Origin of the sequence: Blautia aquisgranensis, from assembly GCF_040096615.1 — a bacterium.
GTDB classification, from domain to species: Bacteria; Bacillota; Clostridia; order Lachnospirales; family Lachnospiraceae; genus Blautia_A; species Blautia_A aquisgranensis.
Map to the genome: position 1 here is coordinate 82,485 of NZ_JBBMEJ010000013.1, position 23,607 is coordinate 106,091.

The following is a 23,607-nucleotide window of genomic DNA, read 5'->3' on the forward strand; positions in this document are numbered from 1 at the left end:
ATTTATGAATCCCCCTGTTTTCTCAGTAGTCGTGCCCTCTTACAAATGTCCGCAGGAGCACTCCGGTTCTTATTATAACATTGTGCCTTACAGGCTTCAAAGTCCTTTTTTGCGGATATATATAAATATATCATGATATACGCGCTCATGGTCCTTCTCATTCAGTATCTCATGGCGCATTCCGGGATATAATTTTCCCCGCACATCCAGATATCCGGCCTGGCGCATGACACGAACCGTTTTCGCAAAATGACGGACATTTCCCATACAGGGATCTTCAGCCCCGCTGATAAAAAGAACCGGCATCTTCGGCTTTGTACAATTCCAATGTTTTACATCGTAAGCCCTCTTCATCAGGTCAAAAAGTGCCAGGTACGCATCGTCACTGAATGTAAATCCGCAGTATTCCGAATCGGAATAGTCCTGTACCACCTGCGGATCCGAGCAGATCCATGAAAAACGGTTCTTCTCCTTTTTAAACCGGAACGCATATCCTCCAAATGACATCGTCTCGATCAGACCTGCACTGTGCTTCGGTCCAAAAACAGCTTTCTCAGCCTTCGCAAGTGCCACTCCCACCGGACGCAGCGCATTATAGCTTGGTGAGCCACAGATGATCAGCATATCCATGCAGCTGTCATGATGCGCCGCATAGGCACGGACTGCCAGCGATCCCATACTGTGCCCGAACAGAATCAGCGGCAGCTCCGGAAAATGATCCCGGATCAGGCAATTCACCGTATGAATATCCTGAAGCATGGCATCTGCTCCCCCGCCATACATATATCCCAGGTCTTCCTTGCTCCGGACACTTTTTCCATGGCCACGGTGATCGTGGATCACACTTACATATTTCCGTTCTGCCATGTACTCCATGAACGGAATGTATCGCTCTTTATACTCGCTCATTCCATGTACAATCTGAATGATCCCACGGTATTTCTCGTCTCGTCCCAGCTCCGGCACCACTGCCAGGCAGGAAATCTCCAGTCCGTCTGCCTTCGACGGAAATGAATACTGAATCGTCCTTGACATATACTCCACCTCATCTTTCCCGTGTTATAAACACGACAAACATAACCTCTTTTTCGTATCTCAAAGTATATCATATCACAGGGGGTTTCTCAAACAGTAAACCTATGTTATAATCTATAAGAACCCTGTCAGATATTCATGATCTGTCTTTGTTCAGAAACAGCTATTTTGCATTATAAGGAGGACTAATGAATACAGATAATAATGATTTCTACGACGATGATCTTTCCAGGTCATTGATCTCCAATGATTTTGATGATGATACTCCTCGCAGAAGAAAAAAGAGCAAAAAACCTCTTGTGATCTGCCTGATCATTCTCATCATCGCAGCGGCAGCCGGCGCAACCGCCTGGTACTTAAATGCCCGTCACAAGCCTGTAGAAGCTACCGAGAAATTTCTCACAGGCATGCAGAACATGGATTTCACCACCATGGAGAATCTTCTCCAGAGCCACGACTTAAGTGCTCTTGATAATGCAGACATCCGCGATTCTGCCTACACAGATTTCTTCACCACCATCAACAAGAAGATGACCTACAAAATCACCAAAAACAAATTTGATATCCAGAACGGAACAGCGAAGGTTACGGTCCATCTGAAATACATCGACGGAACCAACATCTACGCAGCCACCATTCAGGAATACACCCGAAAGGTTGCAGTTGCCGCTTACGCCGGAAGAGAAATGACACAGGATGATATCCAGGAAATGCTCGCTTCTCTCCTTGCGGAAAATGCTTCCACAGCAGATGAGAAATACAGCGACATCGACATCACCTATCCGCTGATCAAGATCGGCAACAACTGGAAGATCGTTTCCCTGGACGATACAACTGTCAAAGTCATGTGTGCAAACTTCAAGAACGTAAAGGACGAGATTTCTTCCCAGCTGAATGACGAAAGCACAGACAGCAGCTCTGATGCATCAGCGGATTCCCAGACTGCTTCCGATGCAGATTCCACACAGACCGGCGGATCTTCCATTGATATCACCACAGATAAATTCTCCGTCCGTTTCAAACAGTTTGCAGTATCCAATGACTACGGCGGAAACCCATGTCTGATGATCTATTACGATTACACAAACTCCGGCGATTCACAGTCCAGCGCTTTTGTTGATTTCACCTTGCAGGCTTCCCAGAACGGAGAATCTCTTGAGGGAACTTATCCGGAAGCCAACGATACGGCTGTCGATAATTACATGACGACGATTGATCCCGGAAAGACAGTTACCGTATGTCAGGTATTCCTTCTTAAAGATACCACAAGCGACGTAACACTCCAGGGAAAAGAAACTCTGAATGTCAGCGGCGGACAGACAACCTCACAAGTACTGAAGCTTCAGTAATACCGATATATCAGAGTTACTTCTGACATGCAAATAAATATTTGATTCACTCATACAAAAAACGGAAATTTCTCTGTCATGAACACAAGCATGGCTGGAAGAAATTTCCGTTTTTCTTTTTGGAGCCGGAATACATATTTTTCTCCTTTTCGCGAAAAACTATCTCCTGTATAACGAAAGGATGGTGACTTATGGCTAATAAATGTCTGCAGTATGCTGCACTGACGATTGCTGTGATCGGAGCCGTAAACTGGGGTCTGATCGGATTTTTCAACCTGAACCTGGTGGCTTTTCTGTTTGGAAGCATGAGCTGGCTTTCCCGGATCGTTTACGGCCTGGTAGGATTATGCGGGCTTTATCTTCTGAGCTTCTACCCATTGATCGATCAGGACAGCGCTGAAGTCTGATCACTTAAGAACATTCCCTCAGATGCTGATCTTAATTCAGTATCTGGGGGATTTTTCTTTCCATCTGATTCATATACGGCAAAAGAGCTCTGAGATTACTCAGAGCTCCTAAGAGCGATAGACGGGGCTCGAACCCGCGGTCTCGACCTTGGCAAGGTCGCGCGTTACCAACTACGCCACTATCGCACAAGCGGGTGATGGGAATCGAACCCACGTATCCAGCTTGGAAGGCTGGTGTTCTACCATTGAACTACACCCGCAGTTATGAAATTGTTCATCTGAAAGATGAGAGCGATAGACGGGGCTCGAACCCGCGGTCTCGACCTTGGCAAGGTCGCGCGTTACCAACTACGCCACTATCGCATAAGCGGGTGATGGGAATCGAACCCACGTATCCAGCTTGGAAGGCTGGTGTTCTACCATTGAACTACACCCGCGCATCGTCGCTTCGGTGATTACCGATGCTTGACCGCTGCAACGATGATTAGTATATAGTATCCTGTTTTATTTGTCAACAGGTTTTTTCGATTTTTTTGATTTATTCGATTTATTATCAATAGTCCCATACATTTGTGGCAGAAACCTGACTCTTCGGTTTCTTGATCACAAGCTCAGGACTCTTGGCACTGACTTTGGTATTGGCAGGGATGGATTCTGTGATAAAGGTATTACCACCGATAATCGTATTCTCTCCTACAACGGTCTCTCCACCAAGAACCGTTGAGTTAGAATAGATCGTTACATTGTCACGGATCGTCGGATGACGTTTCACATTGGCAAGCTGCTGTCCCATTCTTGTGGAAAGAGCTCCAAGTGTCACTCCCTGGTAAAGCTTCACATTATTTCCGATCTCTGTTGTCTCACCGATAACAACTCCTGTTCCATGATCAATAAAGAAATATTCACCGATCGTTGCTCCCGGGTTGATATCGATTCCTGTCCGTCCATGTGCATACTCGGACATCACACGTGGAATAAACGGGATCTTTTCTTTATAAAGAATATGTGCCAGACGATATACATAGATTGCAAACAGTCCAGGATAGGAAAAAATGATCTCTTCCTTACTCTTGGCCGCCGGGTCTCCGTCAAAACCTGCCTGCACATCTGTAAGAAGCAGTCTCTGAACCTCCGGAAGCTGCTCGATAAATCCGCAAGCAGTTCTGTCTGCATGTGCTGCTGCCTCTGCCGGATCCTCTCCATGATAAAGAAGTGCGATCTCAATCTGGGATTTCAGTCTGTCATAAATATCGTTAAGTCTGTGTCCTGCATAATATTCCGGAAACATGGATGCGCTGGTATCCGTACTGAAATATCCTGGAAATACAATAGATTTCAGGTCTCTTACTATATCAATGATCACCGAACGGTTCGGCAGTCTTCTGCCGCTTTTCGGCATAAAAAGTTCTTCGGAAGCATAATTCTCATTCAGACTCTTCGCAGCCTTAAGAATCGCTGTTTTTTTGTCGCTCATAAATTCCCTCCATTTCTGCACAACACAATTCATGTCTATGCACTTTAATCACTATCTTATTATAGTCTGAGGTTTTCGTCAATAATACGGAAAGAAAAGTTTCAAAAAAGATTGACCTTTTCCCTGATACCTTATATAATAATAAAGGTTTGCACGAAAGATTCTGAAAAGATTTTTCGAGCCATCCGGAGATGTACCCAAGTGGCTGAAGGGTCCGCACTCGAAATGCGGTAGGTCGGGCAACCGGCGCGAGGGTTCAAATCCCTCCATCTCCGTTTTTTATCTTATTACATAAATATACATAAAAAGCCTTATCTTCACTTGACAATTGTATATTTTATATGTATAATTGCAACAGTGATGAAAACACATAGGGGATTGGTCAAATGGTATGATAGGGGTCTCCAAAACCTTTGGTGGGAGTTCGATTCTCTCATCCCCTGCTACTAGAACCGCCGGAAAGTCTTATAAATCAAGGGTTTCCGGCGGTTTCGTTTTTCTGCTGATTTCAAAAGGTATCAAACAGAGTATCTTTTTCTATTTCTTCACCTCACGAATCACCTTTGCGGGCACTCCGGCTGCAACCATATTTTCCGGTACATCCTTGGTTACAACAGCACCGGCCGCAATGATCGCACCATCTCCGATGTTCACTCCCGGAAGAACCGTTACATTAGATCCGAGCCATACATTTTTTCCAATATGAATCGGATGAAATGTCATTCCTCCTCTTTTCTGTGGATCTTCCATATGGTTGATCGTTGCAAGTACAGCATTATGTCCGATCAATGCCCCATCATCGATGTAAATGCCACCCTGATCCTGAAATTTACATCCTGCATTGATAAAAACATTTTTTCCAAGATGAATATTTCTTCCGCAATCAGTATAAAACGGTGGAAACATTCCAAAACTGTCGTCGATCTCCTCTCCTGTAAGCTCCGACATCAGCTTAACGATCTCCTCATGCGTATGATACGTTCCATATAATTCTTCTGCCGCCTCAAGCTGAATATCAAAGTCAGAGCTGAATGGTTTTGATTCGATTTTTTTTAAACATTCCTCATAAGATAAACTCAGTGGATAATCCATATTTGTATCTGCAAACAGACAAAGTCCCTGATCAAACAAAGGGCTAATGGAATATGCGTTATGTTTTCAACTTTTTCTACCAGATACTGTATTTTTTTCGAAGTTTCCTCAAAATCAGTTAACCTGGATGCCAGACTTTCCCCCGTATACTGGCGATGCAATTTTTCAATCGGAATCAATATTTCATCCTCTTTCAAAAAATCCCCGCTGACACAACCAGATAAAAACAGCCCTTTATACTCTATCTGTACTGGTTTATATCCTACAAAAGGAATTCCCAGAGTACTTTTTATAAGCATCTTCCTCTTTCTTTTTCACAGTCAGGATCCATTGATGATCTCCTGCCATATATCCATCCGTTTTTTCAATAATCAGCAACGGATCATAAAAAGGTACTCCCAGTTCCCTCAGACACTCTTTGTTATGGTCACGGGTTCTCGGAAAACATCTATCTTCCAAAAACTGCTCAAAATCAGCCCAACTGGGATTCTCCACAACACCAAATGCTCTTAATGGTATCTGCTGCGTATAATTTTTAATAAATATTTTTTCCTGTAAAAAATTTATATCAATAATTGTACATAGATCATTTCTATTCATAAAATACATACGCATTTTTACATCCGGATCATCGCTGAAATTATATGCTCTTTTTATCTGACTGTAGATTGTCTGTCTGGAAACGTGATATTTTTTTGCAATTTCTGTAATCTGAATTCCCTGTTTCTTTAACGCAAGAATTTCTGCAAGCTGAGGATCTGTAAAAGAATTTTTTCTACCGGATACATTTTTTTTGCAGAATCTTTTATTTTCCTGTAACATTCTGCAGCTTCTGCAATCCTTCTAAGTTCTTCGGGATCTGTCGTGCCAAAAATGTCTATTATCTTTGCTGTCAGTTCCTCTTCTTTTCTTTTCATATCATATCACCTCATCGTCAAGATAAGATGGAAAGCAAAAAGTGTCAAGTTATTATTTCTTGACACTTTTTTTGTAATGTAAACATCTATATTTATCTCATTTTTTCGATCAGTTTCCCATACACCCGCTCCACAAACCACGGTTCTGTAGACTTCTTCAATGCCTCTTCCGGGGAAAACCAGGCTACTGCACTGTTCTCATCTTCTTTTATGGATACAGCCTCTTCAGAGTCCGCTTCCAGAAGATAGGTTACATTTAAATGCAGATGGCTGGATACATACTCGCCTCTTTTCACATGACCGTCCACAGTCAACGACTCCATGGAAAAAATCTCTTCGGAAACAGGATAAACCTCAGAGATCCCCGCTTCCTCTTTTACCTCACGGATCGCAACAGACAGAAGATCCGTCTCCCCGTCTGCATGTCCTCCCAGCCAGGACCAGGAATTATATATATTATGGTATACCATGAGAACTTTGGTTCTGTCCTTGTTCACCACCCAGGCAGATGCCGTAACATGTGCAACTGTATTCTCCCGAAGAAATGCATTATCATTATTCCGGATCCAGTTCAGGATCAGTGTTTTATCCTTTTCTTCCTGTTCATTAAAAGGCCTGTATTTTTCTATTTCTTTTATCAGTTCCTGTCGCGTCATTCTCTCCGATCACTCCCCTTTAAAAATCCCTCTTCTTTCTGCCGGCTATGCATTTTTTAAGCTCTGTAAGAAGCTTCGTCTCATCCAGAGGCTTCGTCAGATGCTCATTCATACCGGAAATGCGGCTGCTAATGATATCCTCTGCAAACGCATTTGCACTCATGGCAATGATCGGTATTGACCCGGCATCCGGTCTTTTCATGGAACGGATCTTACGTGTTGCATCCCAGCCATTCATCTCCGGCATCATGATATCCATAAAAATCACATCATAATATCCGGGTTCAGAACTCTGAAATTTCTTCACCGCTTCCAGACCATTCTCAACACCTTCTACACGGATTCCATTATTCTCCAACAGAAATTTTGCGATTTCCATATTCAGTTCATTATCCTCAGCAAGCAGCGCACGCAATCCCTCCAGAGACACCTCTTCACTGCATTCTGATTGTTCGCATATTTCCGGCATTCCAATCTTAAACGGAACGGTCATGAGTACTGTCGTGCCCTTATCCTTTTTGCTCTCGATTTCGATCGTTCCGCCCATTCTGTCCGCAAGCTTTTTGGCGATAGCAAGTCCAAGGCCGGCACCCTCATATTTTGATCTGCTGGTTTCATTCTCCTGCGAAAACAGATCAAAAGCATGTGCGATAAACTCTTCGCTCATACCGATTCCATTATCTGAACATCCAAATTCATATACTACCTGCGAATCGTCTGCGGATTTTTCTGCACACCAGACATGCACACTGCCACCAGGTTTCGTAAATTTCACCGCATTATCTGCAACTGTGGTAAGAAGCCGTTCCAGATAAACCGGATTTCCGGTCAGATACATATGTTTCAGATCTGCGCGTTCCCAGTCCACCACATACTCAACATTCTTCTCCTGTGCAAGGATCTGCTTCTCCGTATTGGCTCTGTTCAGAAGCTCTGTCAGATCAAATGTCAGTTCCTCAGCAGCACATTCTTCTGATTCCAGCTTATTGATATCCAGAATATTGCTCACAAGAGTAACCAGGTATTTCGATGATTTCTGGATCTTGTCCCTGCATTTCTGCTGCATTTCGGCATCTTCCGGATAACGGTTTGCCAGATCGATCATACCGATGATACCATTCATCGGCGTCCGGATATCATGACTCATGTTTGACAGAAACCTTGATTTCAGAGCAGCATCCCGCTTCGCCTCTGCCACCTCATACAAAAGCTTCTCTTCCTTTTTCTTCGCATCACTGATACTTCGGATCGCACAGAGTACATGTGTCAGCTTTCCATTTTCGTCCCGTTTCTTTTCGATGAAGCGAAGCTTATGCCAGTTTCCATCCTTCATCCGATATTCCATGACGATAGTCTCTTCGTTTTTCATTCGCTCCGGCAATGTGGATATATCCGTAAATTTAAAAAACGCTTCCTGGTATTCCTCTGCAACGATTTCTCTGCAAACCTTTTTATTATTAACCGACAAAACACCCGAATTGATGAAGTTCAGATTTTCTTTATCCCTGTTTGATATTTCCTCGAACCAGTCTGCCTGAATATCAATTCTTGAAACATACTGATAGGTTCTGGCGATCGCAGATATGATCTCATTACTCAGCCTTGCCTGATCCAGCGCCTTTTTCAGTAATTCCTGGGTTTCTCTTTCCTTGTACAGAATACTGTCTATGTTTCGGTAGCCCAGAAAAATGTGGAAATCTTTGTCGTCCACATTTCCTTTTACAGCATAAGCTTCATAATAGCTGTCTTTTCCTTCTTTTGAAACACTGTGATAATAATATGTGATCTTATCCGTATCACAAAGTCTCTTTCTCATCTTGTGACAGTTATGCCAGTCCAGAAACTCTTCCCTGTCTTCCTCCAGAATAAAAGAATCTGCATATTTTTCTGCATATTCATCATAGCTTGCAAACGGCTGCGGCATTTTCTCCGTAATATGTCTGGCATTTGTATTTTCAGCAATCCTCAGAATTTCATATTTTCCGGAATTAAGCTCTATGCTGTAAAGCGAAACATATTCCGGAAACAGCTTTTTCTGAATATAGCCGGCATCTGTTACTGAGTCACCGGTATTTGCTTTTTCACCGTTGCTCTCCGGATCTGCATAAACCATGCCGGAGCAAAATCCCTTTCTGCCAGTAGGCATGATCGCCACATGATATTTCTTTTCTCCCACTACATCTACTTCACAGGGCTTATCTTCATATGCCGCCTGATAATATATCATCAGCATTTTTTTATCTACACCCGGAACCAGACTGGAGATAGAACGATCCAGCATGGATTCCAGCCAGTATCCCTTCATATCCGCAAAAGCCTGATTACAGTAACGATAGATCCAGTCCTTCGGCTGTCCCTTCTCATCCAGTACAAGTTCTACCACACAGTATGCAATGGAGCTATAGTCAAATATATTTAAATTGAACTGATCTTTTCGTGAAGGCATGGCGTTTCCTCCTCATATCCGTTTTCAGCACTCATCAAACCAAACGCCTCATATTTCCCTAATATCCAATATCTAACTGAACAATATTTCTCAATTTCTGTCCGTTTAGATACCTCTCCAGATTTTCCATGCAAATGTCCCAGATCTGTTTTTCCACTTTTGTATTTCCACCGAAACTCGGCCCTGCAATATGTGGAGTAAGAAGGACATTCTCCATATTCCACAAAGGAGATTTTTCCGATAAAGGCTCCGCCTCAAATACATCCAGAACCGCCCCTTGCAGATGCCCTTCCATTAATACTCTGGCCAGATCATCCATTGGAATGAGACTTCCCCTTCCCACATTGACCAGAACTGCTTTTTTCTTCATGGAATGCAGCCGTTCATAGTTCAGAAGTCCTTTCGTTTCCGGTGTTCCCGGCAGGCAACCGATCACAATATCGGCTTCTGTAAGCTGCTGATCAAGCTCTGACAGATCATATATCTGATCAAAATCCTGCATCGGTTCTGCGTAATCAAAAGTTTTTGTTCTTTTTATTCCTGTCACATGCGTTTCAAATGCTTTTATCCTGTGTGCAAGATTTTTTCCGATATCGCCGGTTCCCAATATGAGCACATTTTTTCCATATAAGGTATCTGCAGAATCACTTTTTTTCCAGATATGTTTCTGTTTATGATTCCAATATACAGGAAACGAGCGGTACAGCGCAATAATACCACCAATCGCATACTCGGCAATGATCTTTCCAAAGGCTCCGGATGCATTGGTCAGTGCAACTTTCTGCGGAAAGTTTTTTATTTTTGTATATTTGTCTGCTCCTGCCCAGGTCAGCTGAAGCCACCGGAGCTTTTCTGCCATCCGAAGCTCTGCTTCTTCCGGTTCCCCGATTATGATTTCTGCCATTTCAATTGCATTCTCATGTTCACTGTCCTGAAAAATAAACTCGCACTGCTCTCCGAATCTTGTCATAAACTGACTTCTTATCTCTACAGAGCATTGTGGTTTTACCAGAACTATTTTCTTATTTTCCATGTCCTTTCTCCAAAGTACTGCGCTGTCTGCATGGAATTTACTGTATTTTCTGCGGCAACATTTTTATTGTCCATATTTTACCACAGTTAGCTAATATTTACTATCATTTTTTGCAGCAAAAAGCAGTGCACCGGAAAGTACACTGCTTTATAAAATGGATCTATTACTCCATATAAAACATTTTTATTTCTGTCTCTGATACCTGCTCACTGCCAGGATCATGCAGACAAACGCAACGGCAAACATCATCTCCAGGCCCATTCCCTTCCACACGGTTGCAGCTGCTTCCTCTGTGAGGTGGCTGTAGCTGCCAAGTGTTTCATTTACGGTTTCATACCAATATACAGGAAGGAACTGGGATACTTTCAAAACATTTTTATTCATCACATCCATAGGAACAAAAACACCGCACAGAAAGCACATTCCCAGTGAAAGGATATTCGCAATACCACTCAGCATATTGCTGTTTTTCACAAAAAGTCCGATCAGATAGGAAAGCGAAAGTGCCACTGCCATCATCCCCAGACTGTTCAGCATATAATACCACCTGTTTTGAGCCGTTAAAATTTCTTTTCCATACATGACGACTGCTCCGGCCATGCCGATCACCCACAGGCCACCTCCCATAACAAGCATGGCAAGAAGCCCTTCCATGCTCTGACGTCTCGCGGAAACTGCTGAAGCCTGCATTCTTTTTGGGATATCTCCTTTTTTGAAGGCCATCAGCACATATCCCATCACGTAGCAGAGCACTGCCAGAAAAAGATATGGCATATAACGGAAATAGTAAATGTAAGCCGGCACTCCGCCATTATTTCCATCCAGATCCAGCAGTGTCACCTCTGCGCTTTTTTCATCCAGGATTACCTGAGCTGCTTCTTCCTGGGTAAATCCTGCTTCCAGATATGTCCGCATAGTGTTGAGACAGCTTTCCAGCTGCTGGTCCACATAATATGCTGTGTAAGAACCCGGCACCTTTGTTACGGAAATACTTTCTCCGTTCACCATACAGGTTTCATAAAAATTCTCGGGGATCACCACAATATACTCTACATTTCTGTAAAAAAGCTCTTCCTGCAGATTCTCCCTGCTGTCTTCCATTCTGGTCACATGATGCGTATTTTCAAGCCATTTCGTCAATCCCTCTGCAAGCGGACCGTTATCCTTATCCACCAGTCCGATCTTTATCTTTTCACTTTCATAGCTGGAATAACTTTCTTTTCCTGCTGCTGTCTGAAGCGCCAGCGCCACTCCGAAAAAAATCGCCAGATACAGAAAAATCAGTCCTGCATTTTTTTTCATGATTCTCATATAACCTTTAAATACTGTCATAACGTTCCCTCCTGACCATGAAAAAGGATGCCAGCACCAGTGCCACACACATCACTGCCAGTGTTATCAGATTGCGGTAATATCTGGCTGTGTCAGCATACACATTGATACAGTAAAATGCGTCTGCGATCAGTGCTGCTGGATTGATCCGGTTTATAAAAGGCGCGCTTTTTTCCACGATATCTTTCATGCCTCCGTTCATAAGCCCTGCAAGAAAGCTGCTGGTCATGGAAATTCCAAGTATGATACCGACCTTGGCACCTTCCCCCATTTTCCCGAAGCTTCCCACAAATGTTCCAATGGATACTCCGATCAGACTGCCAAAGAAAGATATCACCAGCATCGGCTCCATCTGCCCCTGAAAGTCCAGTTTCAGAATATATCGAAGATACAGAATCAGTACGATTACATCCACATATCCCATGATAAAGGCAACAGACTGGTCAGCCAGGATCAGCTTCAGCTTATGGGTCGGCGTTACACATCGTCTGGCTGCAAGCGGCGTAATATTGGCCTGGATTCCGAGAGCTGTTCCAAAGCCGATAAAACTTCCATACAGGCAAGCCATGGCAATCAGCGCGTAGAAAAACTGTACATTTCCATCAATGGTCTTTCCACCCAGTGAAACCTCTTTTACCATATCCTGTGTACTCAGGAGCTTTTCCACCGTGCCCATATCCATCTGCGGATTTTTCTTTAAGATGTTCTGAATCGTATTTTCTGTGTTTATACTGCTGTCAAGAACTGCCTTAAGAATACTTTCTTCCATCCCGTTTCCTGCAACAGTAAGAGAAGGCGTTTTTCCCACATAATAGATTCCGGATATCTTTTTTTCTTCCAGAGCCTTCAAAGCTTCTGTCTCTGTCATCTCTTTTGTTTTCAGAAGATCCGGCTCACTTTTTTCCACCTGTCCTAAATATTCTGTAAAAAATAAATCCGCCTGGTCTTCCTTCACGATTCCAACTGAAATCGTCTGAAAATCTGCCTCATCCAGATTTCCAAATGCAAAGTAAAAAAATGTTCCCAGCACCAGAGGAAATATAAGCGGCCAGAAAACAATATTAAAGTTTCTTATCTTGGATAAAAAACTGTATTTCAGCAAATGCAGCATCCTCACTCCCCCTAATCTCTCAGCTGTTTTCCCGTGATCTCCAGGAAAACATCATTCAATGTAGGCAGTTCGGAAAAAACTCTTCCGAAAGAAATATCCTGGCTTTGAAGATAATTCAGAAGCCGAATCAGGTTATGACGGGCATCTGTGCAACGTACTGTCAGGCTCTGCTTCTCATACTGCACATCAAAAACATGCTCCAGTGTGCGGATATCCCGGAGCTGTTTTTCTTCCAGAGCAATGGCTTCCACAGTGATAGTCTCACCTGTTTTGATCATCTTTTTCAGTTCTTCCTTTGTTCCCTGGGCGATCACTCTTCCGTGATCCATGATTGCGATCCTGGTACAGATCTGTTCTACCTCTTCCATATAATGTGAGGTATAGATAATTGTGGAGCCCTGACGGTTCAATGTCTGAATTCCTTCCAGTATCCTGTTTCTGCTCTGTGGATCTACGGCTACTGTCGGTTCATCCATGATGATCAGCCTTGGCTTGTGTGCGATCCCACAGGCTATATTCAGCCTTCGGAGCAGTCCTCCGGAAAGCTTTTTCGGATGCATTTTTCGAAACTCTTCAAGACCTGCAAACTCAATAGCTTCCTCTACCAGCTCTTTTCGTCTCTTCTTATCACGGATATAAAGTCCGCAGAAATAATCAATATTTTCCTGCACAGTCAGCTCATCAAAAACAGCTACATTCTGCAGCACAATACCGATCTGCTTCTTGATCTTATAATTATCCGGTCGCATTTCCTCTCCGAATATCTCCACCTGTCCTCTGTCATATTTCAGCAGAGACAGAAGGCAGCTAATCGCGGTTGTTTTTCCGGAACCGTTTGGTCCAAGCAGTCCGAAGATCTCTCCTTCTTTGATGTCCAGATCCAGATGATTCAGAGCTGTGAGCTCTCCGTAACGCTTTACCAGATTTTCTATATGAACCATACTTTGTGGCATACTTTTTTCTCCCTTTCTGGCATTCCCCTGTCAGATAATGTGGATGCCGTTTTTTTCTTTTCTGGTATCATTATAGCTTTTTCCTCTGACTGCTCCAAGTGTGTGATGTCACCACTTTTATATGACAAATGTCATAAAATAGCATTAACGCCAGATTTATCTTTGCAGGAGTTCATACTGTATACTATAATGAAAACAGCCTTGTGCAGCCTGAACCACAGGCAACACTGAAACCTGGCATTTTCATAACAGCAAAAGGGGGAATACTTTTATGCGCTATTTTACAGACTCTGCTCTGCTTCTTTTATATAGTATCCTTGCATTTTTTTATGTAGCTTTAGATCAGACACTTGTTTTTTCTCTCCTTTTTGCTGTGATCCTTGTCTGTATCACTTATACAAGCCAGAACCGGTACTTTCTGACAGGCTGTTATCTGACTTTTGCTGTCTGTGCATTTGCAGTTTCTGATCTTGTCCTGTTTTTTCCGTTACTTTTATACCTGATACTACATACAGGATTTTTACTTCCCGCAGTTGCTTTGATCCCGGTCAGTATTTTTCTGTTCCTGCACAGTAACCAATTTCCTGCTGTGTTTTTTGCTGCCGGGATGTTCGGTTTTCTTCTTGCATTTTTTCTCTGGTCTTATACTAGAAAATACAACGAGCTGGATCAGAACTTCCGAAAGATCCAGGATGACAGTGAGGAACACGCTCTTCTCTTATCCGAGAAAAACAAAGCTCTTCTGGAAAAACAGAATTATGAGATCTACGCAGCTACACTCCGTGAACGAAACCGGATTGCCCGTGAGATCCATGATAATGTCGGACATGTTCTTTCCCGATCGATCCTTATGACCGGTGCTTTAAAAACCATAAACAAAGAAGACTCTGTTGCTCCTCTTCTTGGAAATCTTGAGGATTCCCTGAACAGTGCCATGAACAGCATCCGTTCCAGCGTCCATGATCTGCATGATGATGCCGTAAATCTGGAGGATGCCATCCGCGGGCTGGTAAAAGATTTTTCCTTCTGCCCGGTCACTCTCACTTACGACATGTCCCGACAGATCCCCGGAGAAGTGAAATACAGCCTGATCAGTATCACAAAAGAAGGGCTGTCCAATGTGATGCGTCACAGTAATGCCAGCTCTGTGACACTTCTTCTCCGTGAACATCCTGGGCTTTATCAGTTTTGCATGGAGGATAACGGAACCGGAAATTCCGAAAATTTCAGTACCATTAACAGGACAGAAACTGCTTCGAATGGTATGGGTCTGTCCAATATCAGGGACCGTGTAAAGACATTAGGGGGAACTGTGCAGATTACCAGCGGACAGGGGTTCCGGATTTTTATAACAATCCCGAAACAATCATTTTAAGGAGATTTTTTGATATGAAGATCATAATCGTAGACGATGACTGCCTGGTTGCAGGTGCATTAAAAACTATTCTTGAAGCAGATCCGGAAATAGAGGTCACCTCTACAGGCTCCGACGGCAAACAGGCCTGCCAGCTGTACCGGCAATACAGACCTGACATTCTTCTTATGGATATCCGCATGAAAGGAATGGATGGTCTCAGTGCATCCGCACAGATTCTTGGTGAATTTCCGGATGCTCGGATTCTTCTGCTCACAACCTTCTCCGATGATGAATACATTGTAAAAGCTCTCCGCCTGGGTGCCAAAGGCTATCTTCTCAAACAGGACTATGCCAGCATCCCCCCTGCACTCCGGGCAGTTTATTCCGGACAGACTGTATTCGGTACGGAGATCGTATCAAAAATTCCGGAGCTGCTTCAATCCTCTGAGGCCTTCGACTATTCCTCACAGAATATCAGTGAAAGGGAGCTTGATATCATCCGTCTGATAGCTAACGGATACAGTAATAAAGAAATCGCAGCAGAGCTTTTTCTCAGCGAGGGAACCGTACGAAATTATCTCAGTTCTATCCTGGATAAGCTTAAGCTTCGTGACCGGACACAGGTCGCTGTCTTTTATTATCAGCATAAATAGGAGATAAAAACAATATGGAACGATATCTTGACATTTACATACCAGAGGAAGCCTCCCCAGCACCGGTATCTCACTTCCTGCGTACCCAGGCAGGTCTTACAAAAAAGCAGATCAGCCAGGCAAAATTCCGTCCAGGTGGTGTCCGTAAAAACGGACAGCAATGCCGTGTGACAGAAACTGCATGTCCCGGAGATCAGATCACTGTCTGTCTGGAAACAGATTCTGTAGATTCTTCGCAACTTCTGTCTCCGGCCTTTTACCCGGGGCCTGTATCTTCAAAATCTGATTCCAGCAATTCAGGATCTGAGCCGTCCTTTTCTTACAAATTAGATATCCTGTACGAAGACCAGGACCTTCTTATCGTAAACAAACCTGCCGGAATGGTCACCCATCCCTCCGGCGGTCATTACTGCGACAGTCTCTCCAACCAGGTTGCCGCATATTTTCGTTCCAAGGGAGAACCTACCAAAGTCCGATCTATGGGACGTCTGGACAGAGAAACCTCCGGTATCCTTACCTTTGCCAAAAACCAGACAGCTGCTGCCAGACTCCAAAAGCAACGGGAAACAGGCCTCCTACAGAAAACCTATCTGGCAGTTGTCTCCGGCTCCCTGCTACCAGATACTGACGGCAGCTTTCATACGATTTCCATCCCCCTCGCCCCGGATCCGGACGACCGCCTAAAAATGGTCATCTCCCTGGACAGCACTCTTCCCGGAAGTAAATATGCCGAAACCTGCTACTCCGTTCTGAACACTGTGAACTATGCTTCTCAGGCTTCTGCATCTCTCGTAATGCTCCGCCTGAAAACCGGCCGCACTCACCAGATCCGTGTTCACATGGCTTCTCTTGGCCATCCGCTTCTCGGAGATTCACTGTACCATTTATCGGACACTACAGATTATTTTTCCCGTTCCGCTCTTCACGCCTGGAAGCTGACACTCCAACAGCCCTTTACGCAAAAAGAAATCTCCCTGGAGGCACCCCTCCCGGAAGATTTCCATAAGTTTCATGAGACAATATTCTGAAGCCATACACCTTTTTTTACAAGAATAAATCCGATCACACACTTTAACATATCTGCGGCCTGTACTATAGTATAGATTCCAAGAACCGGAAGACTTGTAAAACGGCTCAGGGTAAACGCGATCGTCACACTCATGCACCAGATAAACACACTGTCAAACAGGAAGGTGATGATCGTTTTTCCACCGGAACGCAATGTGAAATATGCTGCATGGAGAAACGCATTCTGCGGCATAAAAAATGCCGTGATCATAATAAAATACTTCGCCAGTGTACGAGCCTCCGCATTGGTGTTGTAAAGTCTTGGAAACAGTGGTGCCAGAATAAACATCATTACTGCCACACAGGTACAGCAGAATACGGAAAATGCGATCATCTTATTGTCTGTATCCCTGGCTTCCTTCATCTTGCCTGCACCAAGAAGCTGTCCCACCACAATGGCCACCGAATCTCCAAGCGCGATAAATACAATATTGAACACATTATTGATCGTATTGGAAATGTTCAGTCCTGCCACAACGTTTAATCCCCGGACTGAATAGCACTGTGCCAGCATCGCCATACCTGCGGCCCATAAAGTCTCGTTCAGAAGAAGCGGTGTTCCTTTGATCAGAATCTTCTTCGTCAGGTTTGCCGGAACCTTCAGTGTGGAGTACAGCCCCTTTGCAAAAATATTCTTCTCTGTATGCTTATGAGTCCAGAACAGAACAATACATGCTTCCACATATCTGGAAAGTACAGTCGCCACAGCCGCGCCTCTCACTCCCATCTCCGGGAAACCAAATTTACCATAGATCAGAAGATAATTGAACGCCAGATTGATAAGTACTGCCACAATTCCCGCTTTCATGGGAAGAACCGTCTCTCCGCACTCCCTTAAGGTGCTTGCATAAACCTGAACCATCATAAACGGCGGAAGTCCCAGCAGCATGATCAGAAGATACTGTCTGCCGTAAGCAAGCGTATCCTGAATTTCCTTTGCACCTCCGTCGCCCTTTAAATACATGCTGATCAGAGAATCTCCTGCTGCGAGAAACAGTACAATGGTAAGTGCAGTCAGAATCACTGCCATCCATAATTTATACCGCAGTGTCTGACGCACACCTTCGTGATCCTTCTGTCCGAAATACTGTGCCGTAAAGATTCCCGCACCGGACACTCCGCCGAATATGCAGAGATTATACACAAAAATAAGCTGATTCACGATCGCCGCGCCGGACATCTGCTCTGTGCCTATACGCCCGATCATAATGTTATCCAGAAGACTTACAAAATTCGTAATTCCATTCTGGATCATGATCGGAACTGCAATAGACAGGACCATTAGATAAAACTTCTTATCTCCGATAAATTTCCGGAAAAAAGACCTGTTCTCTTTCACTTTCTCCATTATTCCTCCTTCTTTTCCTTCATCAAAAAAGCTCCTCAAAAAAGGAAGACTGCTCACCCGGAACAGTCTTCCCTTTCGTAAGCGTTGTAGCTATTACCTTACTACAACTGTATATTTTTTTCAATAGCCTTTATAGCTTTTTACTCCACCATACGGCTCTCATCTGCCACATACTCAAAGAAATCAAAATCCGCACATTTTTTATGAAGTACGCGGTCTGCACAGGTGATTCCTACCATGGTTCCTGTAAATTCTCCGTACTTGCAGTATTCATCAGAAAATCTTGTAGTATCAAAGATACGCCCGATCTTCTCATATTTTTCTCCGTCGTAACTCCACTCAAACCATGCTTTTCTGCCTTCAATATAAAGTCTGAGATAGATTGGTTTATCCTCTACCGGAATTCTGGTATTCAAAAATTCCGTTTTCTCGCCATTTTCCAGATGAATGATAGACAGGGCACTCTGTCCCAGTGTTTCACTGTAATACTTGCGGAGATTAATATAATTCATATTATCATAATACAGGATCAGGCCTGCACTGTGCTGATGCACTTCCGGAGTAAACTCCATTTTTGTTGTAATACGTGCATAAACACTGGTAAGCTTTCTTGCCAGAATGCTTACTTTGTTAAGAGAGGTTCTGGATTCCTGTCCGCGAAGACGTACATAGCCTTTTCTCGCCTTTACATCCGCAAAACGCTGCGGCATGATCCTTGGAGAATAATAAAATTTTCCAAGCTCATCTCCGTCAAAGTCATCAAAATCCGGAGTTTTTTCCATTAGATATTCAGGAAGAGAAGTCTCCGGCACCTCAATTTTTGCCAGGTTGCTTCCATCTGCCATTCTAAGCCAGTTATCCTCAGTCCACATCATTTTCTGAATTGCAGTTTCTCTTCCAAGTGTACAGCGGAGCTCCGGTACAAACGGTCTTGCACAGAGATGTACCAGATACACTTCTCCGGTAGGAAGCTCCACATAGCTTCCGTGTCCGGATTTCTGAAGAACAGAGTCCGGGTTATAGTACTTTGGTTTCAGATGATCCGGATCCTGGCGCTCATAGGATTCTCCCGGAACGCTGGTAACGATCGGGTTCTTTGGATCTTTTTCATATGGTCCCCATACATTTTTGGACCGTCCCATTGTCACGCAGTGATTATAACCTGTGCCGCCTTCTGCACACATAATGTAATAATATTCCCCACGTTTTGTAAGATGCGGTGCCTCAATGCATCCCCGGTCTGTACCACCTCTCCAGATTCTCTTCGGATAACCGATGATCTCTTTTTTCTCAGGAGAATATTCTACCATGCAGATAGCGCCTGGTTTTTCGTATCCCTCTCTTGTCTCCCATTCCAGAGATACCACATATTTTTTTCCGTTGGTATCGTGAAACAGAGAAGCATCAAAGCCGGAAGAATGAAGATAAACCGGCTCACTCCACGGTCCGCGGATATCTTTTGCACAGATCAGGAAATTGTCCACATCAAAATATCTGGCGTTCATGGAATTCATTACTCCGTAAACAACATAGAACATATCCTGTTCCTCACAGTAGGTCAGGCACGGAGCCCAGATTCCCTTTGCGCTTGGAAGTTTCTTGAGATCTACTTTTTCGTCATCTGTAATAACATGTGTATACAGTTCCCAGTTTTTCAGATCTTTTGAATGATAAACCGGAATTCCCGGAAACCATTCAAAAGTAGAAACTGCCATATAGTAATCATCGCCTTTCCGGCAGATGCACGGATCCGGATTGAAACCCGGAAGTATTGGATTTATGATCATATTATTTTTCTCCTTTTCCGGCTGGAAACCAGCCAAAATCAACGCACCGTCCCAAATCCCAGCTGTCCCAGCCGATCCAGCCCGGAGTATTCACGGTATCTGTAAGCAGCTTATAGCTCCAGTAAAAATATCCGCTGCATTTATCCCAGAGCTTCAGCTGTGCCTTCGCCAAAGTCGCATAGATTTCTTTTTTCTCTTCTGTGGAAAGACTTTCCCGTTCGCTTCCTTCCACTCCGTTGAGCACACTCTGTCCGCCTTTTGTATCACAGCCGCATGCAAGGGAATTGAAGAGACACCATTCACCGCAGATCACCGGGAAATATTTTTCCATCTCTGTAATCTGTGGTTCCAGCTCCTCACGCACATATTTCAGGTATCCCTCAATCGTCTGACTGCAGCCTCTTGCCTCTGCCACCATCAGATACTGATGAGTATCCAGAATCACATTGGAATATTTTTCTTCCTGCATAAAGTCCTTCCACGCCATCAGCTCAAAGCCGTCGTGGAGCACAACGTATTTTTCCTTTGGCATGTAAGTACTGATCCGATCGTATGCTTCCAGATAAAATTTTCTTAAGAATTCCATGGTGATCGGGGCTGAGCCTTTTGCCAGCTCCGGATCTGCCGGTGCATAACGGTTCTGCACATCCATAGTCTCCCACATATTCTCAGTTACAGGTTCATTCAACGGCTGTATGCCAAACAGACCTTTTCTATGACCGTATCGTTTTGCCAGACGTTCCAGAACTCCAAGAACAAATTCTACCTCATCCGGATTCTGTGCCCATTTACACACGCCGCTGATTCCACCGTTATCAAAACCATTCTGGCTTAACGGTACAGTGTGAAGATCGATCAGAATGGTAAGTCCGTACTTTTCCGCCCAGTTAAATGCTTTATCCAGTTCTTCAATGCAGCCGATAAATGGCTTTCTGTCCCCAAATATAAAATATGGTACCGGAATACGGACAGAATCCATTACCATTCTTTTTATGGTTACAAAATCTCTTTCTGTGATGTACTCCGAACGATGGATCTTTATCCTTGCTTCATATGCCTCCGGTGAAAGCTGCGTTGGAAGATAATACTCATCTTCCGCTGTTGTTCCCTCAAACAAAGCCGGACTCATCCATTTTTCCAGTACCAGCCAGTTTCCAAGATTTACACCCTTTATCGTCATCACCAGTTCTCTCCTTCTATTTCTGTGCACGCTTTTTCAGGTCTTCGATGATTCCGTCAAATTCTTTGTCAAGATGATAAAATTTCATGATTACAAGTCCGCATACATAAACTGCGATCGGAATCCATACAAAGCAGATTTTAATAGAAGTCAGTGCAGATTCTGTCTGTACTGCTGCTGTTCCCACATAGCCACCAATTTCCAGAATCAGTCCGAGAAGTGCAGATCCTATTCCATTTCCGATCTTATATCCAAAGCTGCAGGCACTGTTTACAAGGCCCTCTGTACGGCAGCCTGTTTTCCACTCACCATAATCAATCGTGTCGGAAACCATTGCCCACATAGTTGCACCGCCACAGGCATTACCAACACCACGGATCACACTGGAAATCACAATGATCGCCATGGAACCACCGGAAAAATTCAGTACCAGCATTCCGATGATATCCAGGATAAGACCAATAGAAAATACATTTCTCTTTCCAAGTTTCTTAACCATCATGGCAATAAAGAACATTCCGCAGATCTGTACAATATTAAAAATACCGTTGATCGTACCTACCAGATTTTTGTCGCCGAGAATATCTTTTGCATAATATACAGTCGCACCACCGTTAACAGAATACATAAGGAAGAAAAGGGCAAGCATACCTGTCATCATGATCCAGTATTTGTTTTTGAAAAGTGCTTTGATACCTGTTACAAAAGGCACATCCTCTGCCTTTGTCTCTCCGCTGTTCTCAGATGCACGTACACGTTCCTTTGTTCCAAAGAAAGTAAATAAAAATGCTACGATTGCCACAAAGCCAAATACTACAAATGTTTTAGTCCATGCTGCTGCATTGTTTCCGAAGTGCTCCACCAGCGGAAGTGTAAATGTATTAATCGTAAGTGTTCCGGCCGTTGCCAGAAGATTTCGGAAAATACTTAAAACAGAACGCTCATACGGATCCTGTGTCATCAGTGCGTTCAGTGCAGAATATGGTACATTGATCGCTGTATAAATCACTGTAGATACCAGATTATATGTGATAAACACATACACCAGCTTCGGTGTTGATGCCCAGGAAGCCGGAACGGAAAACAGAAGGATTCCGGATATTGCAAACGGAATACACATCCGAAGGATCCATGGCCTTGCTTTTCCATACTTGGATTTTGTACGGTCAACGATCACACCCATGATAATATCACTGATTCCATCAAAAATACGCGAAACCATCATAATCGTTCCTACTGCTATCGCACTGACATCGGCATAGTCCGTATAATAGAACAGCAGAAATGCTGACATTGCTGTATAAATAATGTTACATCCGAAATCACCACATCCATAGGAAAAACGTTCCAAAATTTTTCCAAAGGTCAATTTACTCTTTTGATTCATATTTTTTTACCTCTCCCTGTTTTTTATTTTTCATTTCCATGGCCATGGCGCTTTATTTTATGGTATTATACTATCACAATGATTCTGTATCTATTAGGTCAAAAAAGCTCCAATATATAGGTCGATATTCTCTTTTCGCAGGAGGAATTTATGAATAAAAAAGAAATTTCCTATGAGATCATAGATTATTCAGGTAACACCAACGTCCGGTTCTATACCTCAACAGACAACGGAAGCTACATTCCGTTTCACTGGCACAGAGCAGTCGAGATTCTTTATATGCAGGAAGGATCTCTCGAGGTCACCATAGAAAATACCAGCTTTACCATCCACCCCGGGGACTGCATCCTGATCAATGCGAACGTGATCCACTCCACAAAATGCACCTCTCCAAACAAAGCAATCGTGCTTCAGATTCCTCTTGATTTTATGGAAAAATACATCCCTGATGTCCAGCAGTTTGTGTTTATCTGGGATCATCAGACAAAAAATCCCGTAAAAAAGACAAAGCTGGAAATGCTGAAAACGACTCTGGAGCAGCTTCAGATCATTGACGATATCCGGCCGGATGGTTTTATCCTGCGTTTTAACAGTCTGATCTTTGAGCTTCTTTTTCAGCTGTATCACAATTTCCGCGTCCGGATCTTTCACAGTGATCTAAGCCAGCAGAAAAAAGATCTTGACCGGCTGAACTTTGTTCTGAATTACATTGCCGAAAATTATCAGCGTCCCATATCTCTGGACGAGATTGCCGGTGTCGCTTACCTGCAGACCGGCTATTTCTGCAGATTTTTCAAGAAAAAAATGGGAGTTACCTTTCTGGAATATCAGAACGAATACCGGCTTTCTTTTATTTACAAGGATCTTATAAACACCAAAGACCCTGTTCACATAATACTGGAACGGCATGGTTTCACCAACTACAAGCTGTTTCGCCGGATGTTTCAGGAACATTTTGGATGTACGCCTACCAAAATCCGGAAAAACACTCAGAACGCCAAGGACTGACAGGCCAGCGTTCT

General features: G+C 43.6%; 21 protein-coding genes, 6 tRNA genes and 1 pseudogene. 8 read left to right on the forward strand and 20 right to left on the reverse strand.

The window, feature by feature from the left end:
* Positions 1-96: 96 nt before the first annotated feature.
* On the reverse strand, positions 97-1,035 hold the full coding sequence (locus WMO28_RS11460; RefSeq protein ID WP_349057059.1) for an alpha/beta fold hydrolase: 939 nt from the start codon (positions 1,033-1,035) through the stop codon (positions 97-99).
* 188 nt (positions 1,036-1,223) lie between these two features.
* Here WMO28_RS11460 and WMO28_RS11465 point away from each other — a divergent pair, with 188 nt between their 5' ends.
* Complete coding sequence (locus WMO28_RS11465; protein ID WP_349057061.1) at positions 1,224-2,384, forward strand: DUF5067 domain-containing protein; 1,161 nt, start codon at positions 1,224-1,226, stop codon at positions 2,382-2,384.
* Between the two features lie 191 nt (positions 2,385-2,575).
* Positions 2,576-2,791: a DUF378 domain-containing protein gene (locus tag WMO28_RS11470; protein WP_349057062.1), complete on the forward strand. Its 216-nt coding sequence runs from the start codon at positions 2,576-2,578 to the stop codon at positions 2,789-2,791.
* 113 nt (positions 2,792-2,904) lie between these two features.
* Here WMO28_RS11470 and WMO28_RS11475 read toward each other — a convergent pair.
* The 5 genes from WMO28_RS11475 to epsC all read right to left on the reverse strand — a co-directional run bounded on the left by WMO28_RS11475 (position 2,905) and on the right by epsC (position 4,265).
* A tRNA-Gly gene (locus tag WMO28_RS11475) sits at positions 2,905-2,977 on the reverse strand.
* A 3-nt stretch (positions 2,978-2,980) separates the two neighbouring features.
* Positions 2,981-3,051, reverse strand: a tRNA-Gly gene (locus WMO28_RS11480).
* A 30-nt stretch (positions 3,052-3,081) separates the two neighbouring features.
* Positions 3,082-3,154, reverse strand: a tRNA-Gly gene (locus tag WMO28_RS11485).
* Positions 3,155-3,157: 3 nt separating this feature from the next.
* A tRNA-Gly gene (locus WMO28_RS11490) sits at positions 3,158-3,228 on the reverse strand.
* A 116-nt stretch (positions 3,229-3,344) separates the two neighbouring features.
* Positions 3,345-4,265 carry a serine O-acetyltransferase EpsC gene (epsC, locus tag WMO28_RS11495; RefSeq protein ID WP_349057063.1) on the reverse strand — a complete coding sequence of 307 codons (921 nt, stop codon included), beginning with the start codon at positions 4,263-4,265 and terminating at the stop codon, positions 3,345-3,347.
* Between the two features lie 187 nt (positions 4,266-4,452).
* Here epsC and WMO28_RS11500 point away from each other — a divergent pair.
* Positions 4,453-4,540 (forward strand) — tRNA-Ser (locus tag WMO28_RS11500).
* A gap of 97 nt (positions 4,541-4,637) precedes the next feature.
* Positions 4,638-4,708, forward strand: a tRNA-Trp gene (locus WMO28_RS11505).
* A 94-nt stretch (positions 4,709-4,802) separates the two neighbouring features.
* Here the strand turns inward: WMO28_RS11505 and WMO28_RS11510 are convergent.
* The 10 genes and pseudogenes from WMO28_RS11510 to WMO28_RS11555 all read right to left on the reverse strand — a co-directional run bounded on the left by WMO28_RS11510 (position 4,803) and on the right by WMO28_RS11555 (position 13,793).
* Positions 4,803-5,357: a DapH/DapD/GlmU-related protein gene (locus WMO28_RS11510; protein ID WP_349057064.1), complete on the reverse strand. Its 555-nt coding sequence runs from the start codon at positions 5,355-5,357 to the stop codon at positions 4,803-4,805.
* A gap of 255 nt (positions 5,358-5,612) precedes the next feature.
* Positions 5,613-5,972: a hypothetical protein gene (locus WMO28_RS11515; RefSeq protein ID WP_349057082.1), complete on the reverse strand. Its 360-nt coding sequence runs from the start codon at positions 5,970-5,972 to the stop codon at positions 5,613-5,615.
* 72 nt (positions 5,973-6,044) lie between these two features.
* Positions 6,045-6,098 (reverse strand): annotated as a pseudogene (locus WMO28_RS11520) (hypothetical protein); the annotation flags it as partial.
* Positions 6,086-6,274 carry a hypothetical protein gene (locus tag WMO28_RS11525; RefSeq protein WP_349057083.1) on the reverse strand — a complete coding sequence of 63 codons (189 nt, stop codon included), beginning with the start codon at positions 6,272-6,274 and terminating at the stop codon, positions 6,086-6,088. The gene WMO28_RS11525 and the pseudogene WMO28_RS11520, both read right to left, overlap by 13 nt.
* A gap of 92 nt (positions 6,275-6,366) precedes the next feature.
* Positions 6,367-6,930 (reverse strand): NUDIX domain-containing protein, encoded by a 564-nt coding sequence (locus WMO28_RS11530; protein WP_178642795.1) that lies wholly within the window; start codon positions 6,928-6,930, stop codon positions 6,367-6,369.
* A 19-nt stretch (positions 6,931-6,949) separates the two neighbouring features.
* Positions 6,950-9,376 carry an ATP-binding protein gene (locus tag WMO28_RS11535; protein WP_178642797.1) on the reverse strand — a complete coding sequence of 809 codons (2,427 nt, stop codon included), beginning with the start codon at positions 9,374-9,376 and terminating at the stop codon, positions 6,950-6,952.
* A gap of 58 nt (positions 9,377-9,434) precedes the next feature.
* The gene (locus WMO28_RS11540) at positions 9,435-10,409 is read right to left on the reverse strand and encodes a D-2-hydroxyacid dehydrogenase (RefSeq protein ID WP_178642799.1); all 975 of its coding nucleotides are present in this window, start codon (positions 10,407-10,409) and stop codon (positions 9,435-9,437) included.
* A 183-nt stretch (positions 10,410-10,592) separates the two neighbouring features.
* Positions 10,593-11,741, reverse strand: a complete 1,149-nt coding sequence (locus WMO28_RS11545; protein WP_349057065.1) for an ABC transporter permease — start codon at positions 11,739-11,741, stop codon at positions 10,593-10,595.
* On the reverse strand, positions 11,728-12,852 hold the full coding sequence (locus WMO28_RS11550; RefSeq protein WP_349057066.1) for an ABC transporter permease: 1,125 nt from the start codon (positions 12,850-12,852) through the stop codon (positions 11,728-11,730). Before WMO28_RS11550 ends, WMO28_RS11545 begins: the two co-directional genes overlap by 14 nt.
* Positions 12,853-12,863: 11 nt before the next feature.
* Positions 12,864-13,793, reverse strand: a complete 930-nt coding sequence (locus WMO28_RS11555) for an ABC transporter ATP-binding protein (RefSeq protein WP_349057080.1) — start codon at positions 13,791-13,793, stop codon at positions 12,864-12,866.
* Between the two features lie 283 nt (positions 13,794-14,076).
* On the opposite strand from WMO28_RS11555, the gene WMO28_RS11560 reads away from it, so the two are divergent.
* Genes WMO28_RS11560 through WMO28_RS11570 form a run of 3 tightly spaced genes read left to right on the forward strand, consistent with a single transcriptional unit; the run spans position 14,077 to position 16,843 of the window.
* Positions 14,077-15,180, forward strand: a complete 1,104-nt coding sequence (locus WMO28_RS11560) for a sensor histidine kinase (RefSeq protein WP_349057068.1) — start codon at positions 14,077-14,079, stop codon at positions 15,178-15,180.
* A 14-nt stretch (positions 15,181-15,194) separates the two neighbouring features.
* Positions 15,195-15,815, forward strand: a complete 621-nt coding sequence (locus tag WMO28_RS11565) for a response regulator (protein WP_178643396.1) — start codon at positions 15,195-15,197, stop codon at positions 15,813-15,815.
* Between the two features lie 14 nt (positions 15,816-15,829).
* Complete coding sequence (locus WMO28_RS11570; RefSeq protein ID WP_178643394.1) at positions 15,830-16,843, forward strand: RluA family pseudouridine synthase; 1,014 nt, start codon at positions 15,830-15,832, stop codon at positions 16,841-16,843.
* On the opposite strand, the gene WMO28_RS11575 is transcribed toward WMO28_RS11570, so the two are convergent.
* The 4 genes from WMO28_RS11575 to WMO28_RS11590 form a co-directional block, all read right to left on the reverse strand.
* Complete coding sequence (locus WMO28_RS11575) at positions 16,825-18,231, reverse strand: MATE family efflux transporter (RefSeq protein ID WP_349057069.1); 1,407 nt, start codon at positions 18,229-18,231, stop codon at positions 16,825-16,827. The two genes, WMO28_RS11570 and WMO28_RS11575, sit on opposite strands and share 19 nt — an antisense overlap.
* A 140-nt stretch (positions 18,232-18,371) precedes the next feature.
* Entirely contained in the window at positions 18,372-20,018 is a 1,647-nt protein-coding gene (locus WMO28_RS11580) for a glycoside hydrolase family 43 protein (protein WP_349057070.1), read from the reverse strand.
* Between the two features lies 1 nt (position 20,019).
* Complete coding sequence (locus WMO28_RS11585; protein WP_349057071.1) at positions 20,020-21,198, reverse strand: glycoside hydrolase family 5 protein; 1,179 nt, start codon at positions 21,196-21,198, stop codon at positions 20,020-20,022.
* 16 nt (positions 21,199-21,214) lie between these two features.
* Positions 21,215-22,585 carry an MFS transporter gene (locus WMO28_RS11590; RefSeq protein ID WP_349057072.1) on the reverse strand — a complete coding sequence of 457 codons (1,371 nt, stop codon included), beginning with the start codon at positions 22,583-22,585 and terminating at the stop codon, positions 21,215-21,217.
* A gap of 150 nt (positions 22,586-22,735) precedes the next feature.
* Between WMO28_RS11590 and WMO28_RS11595 the strand changes: the two genes are divergently transcribed.
* Positions 22,736-23,593, forward strand: a complete 858-nt coding sequence (locus WMO28_RS11595) for an AraC family transcriptional regulator (RefSeq protein ID WP_349057073.1) — start codon at positions 22,736-22,738, stop codon at positions 23,591-23,593.
* The last annotated feature ends 14 nt before the right edge of the window (positions 23,594-23,607 follow it).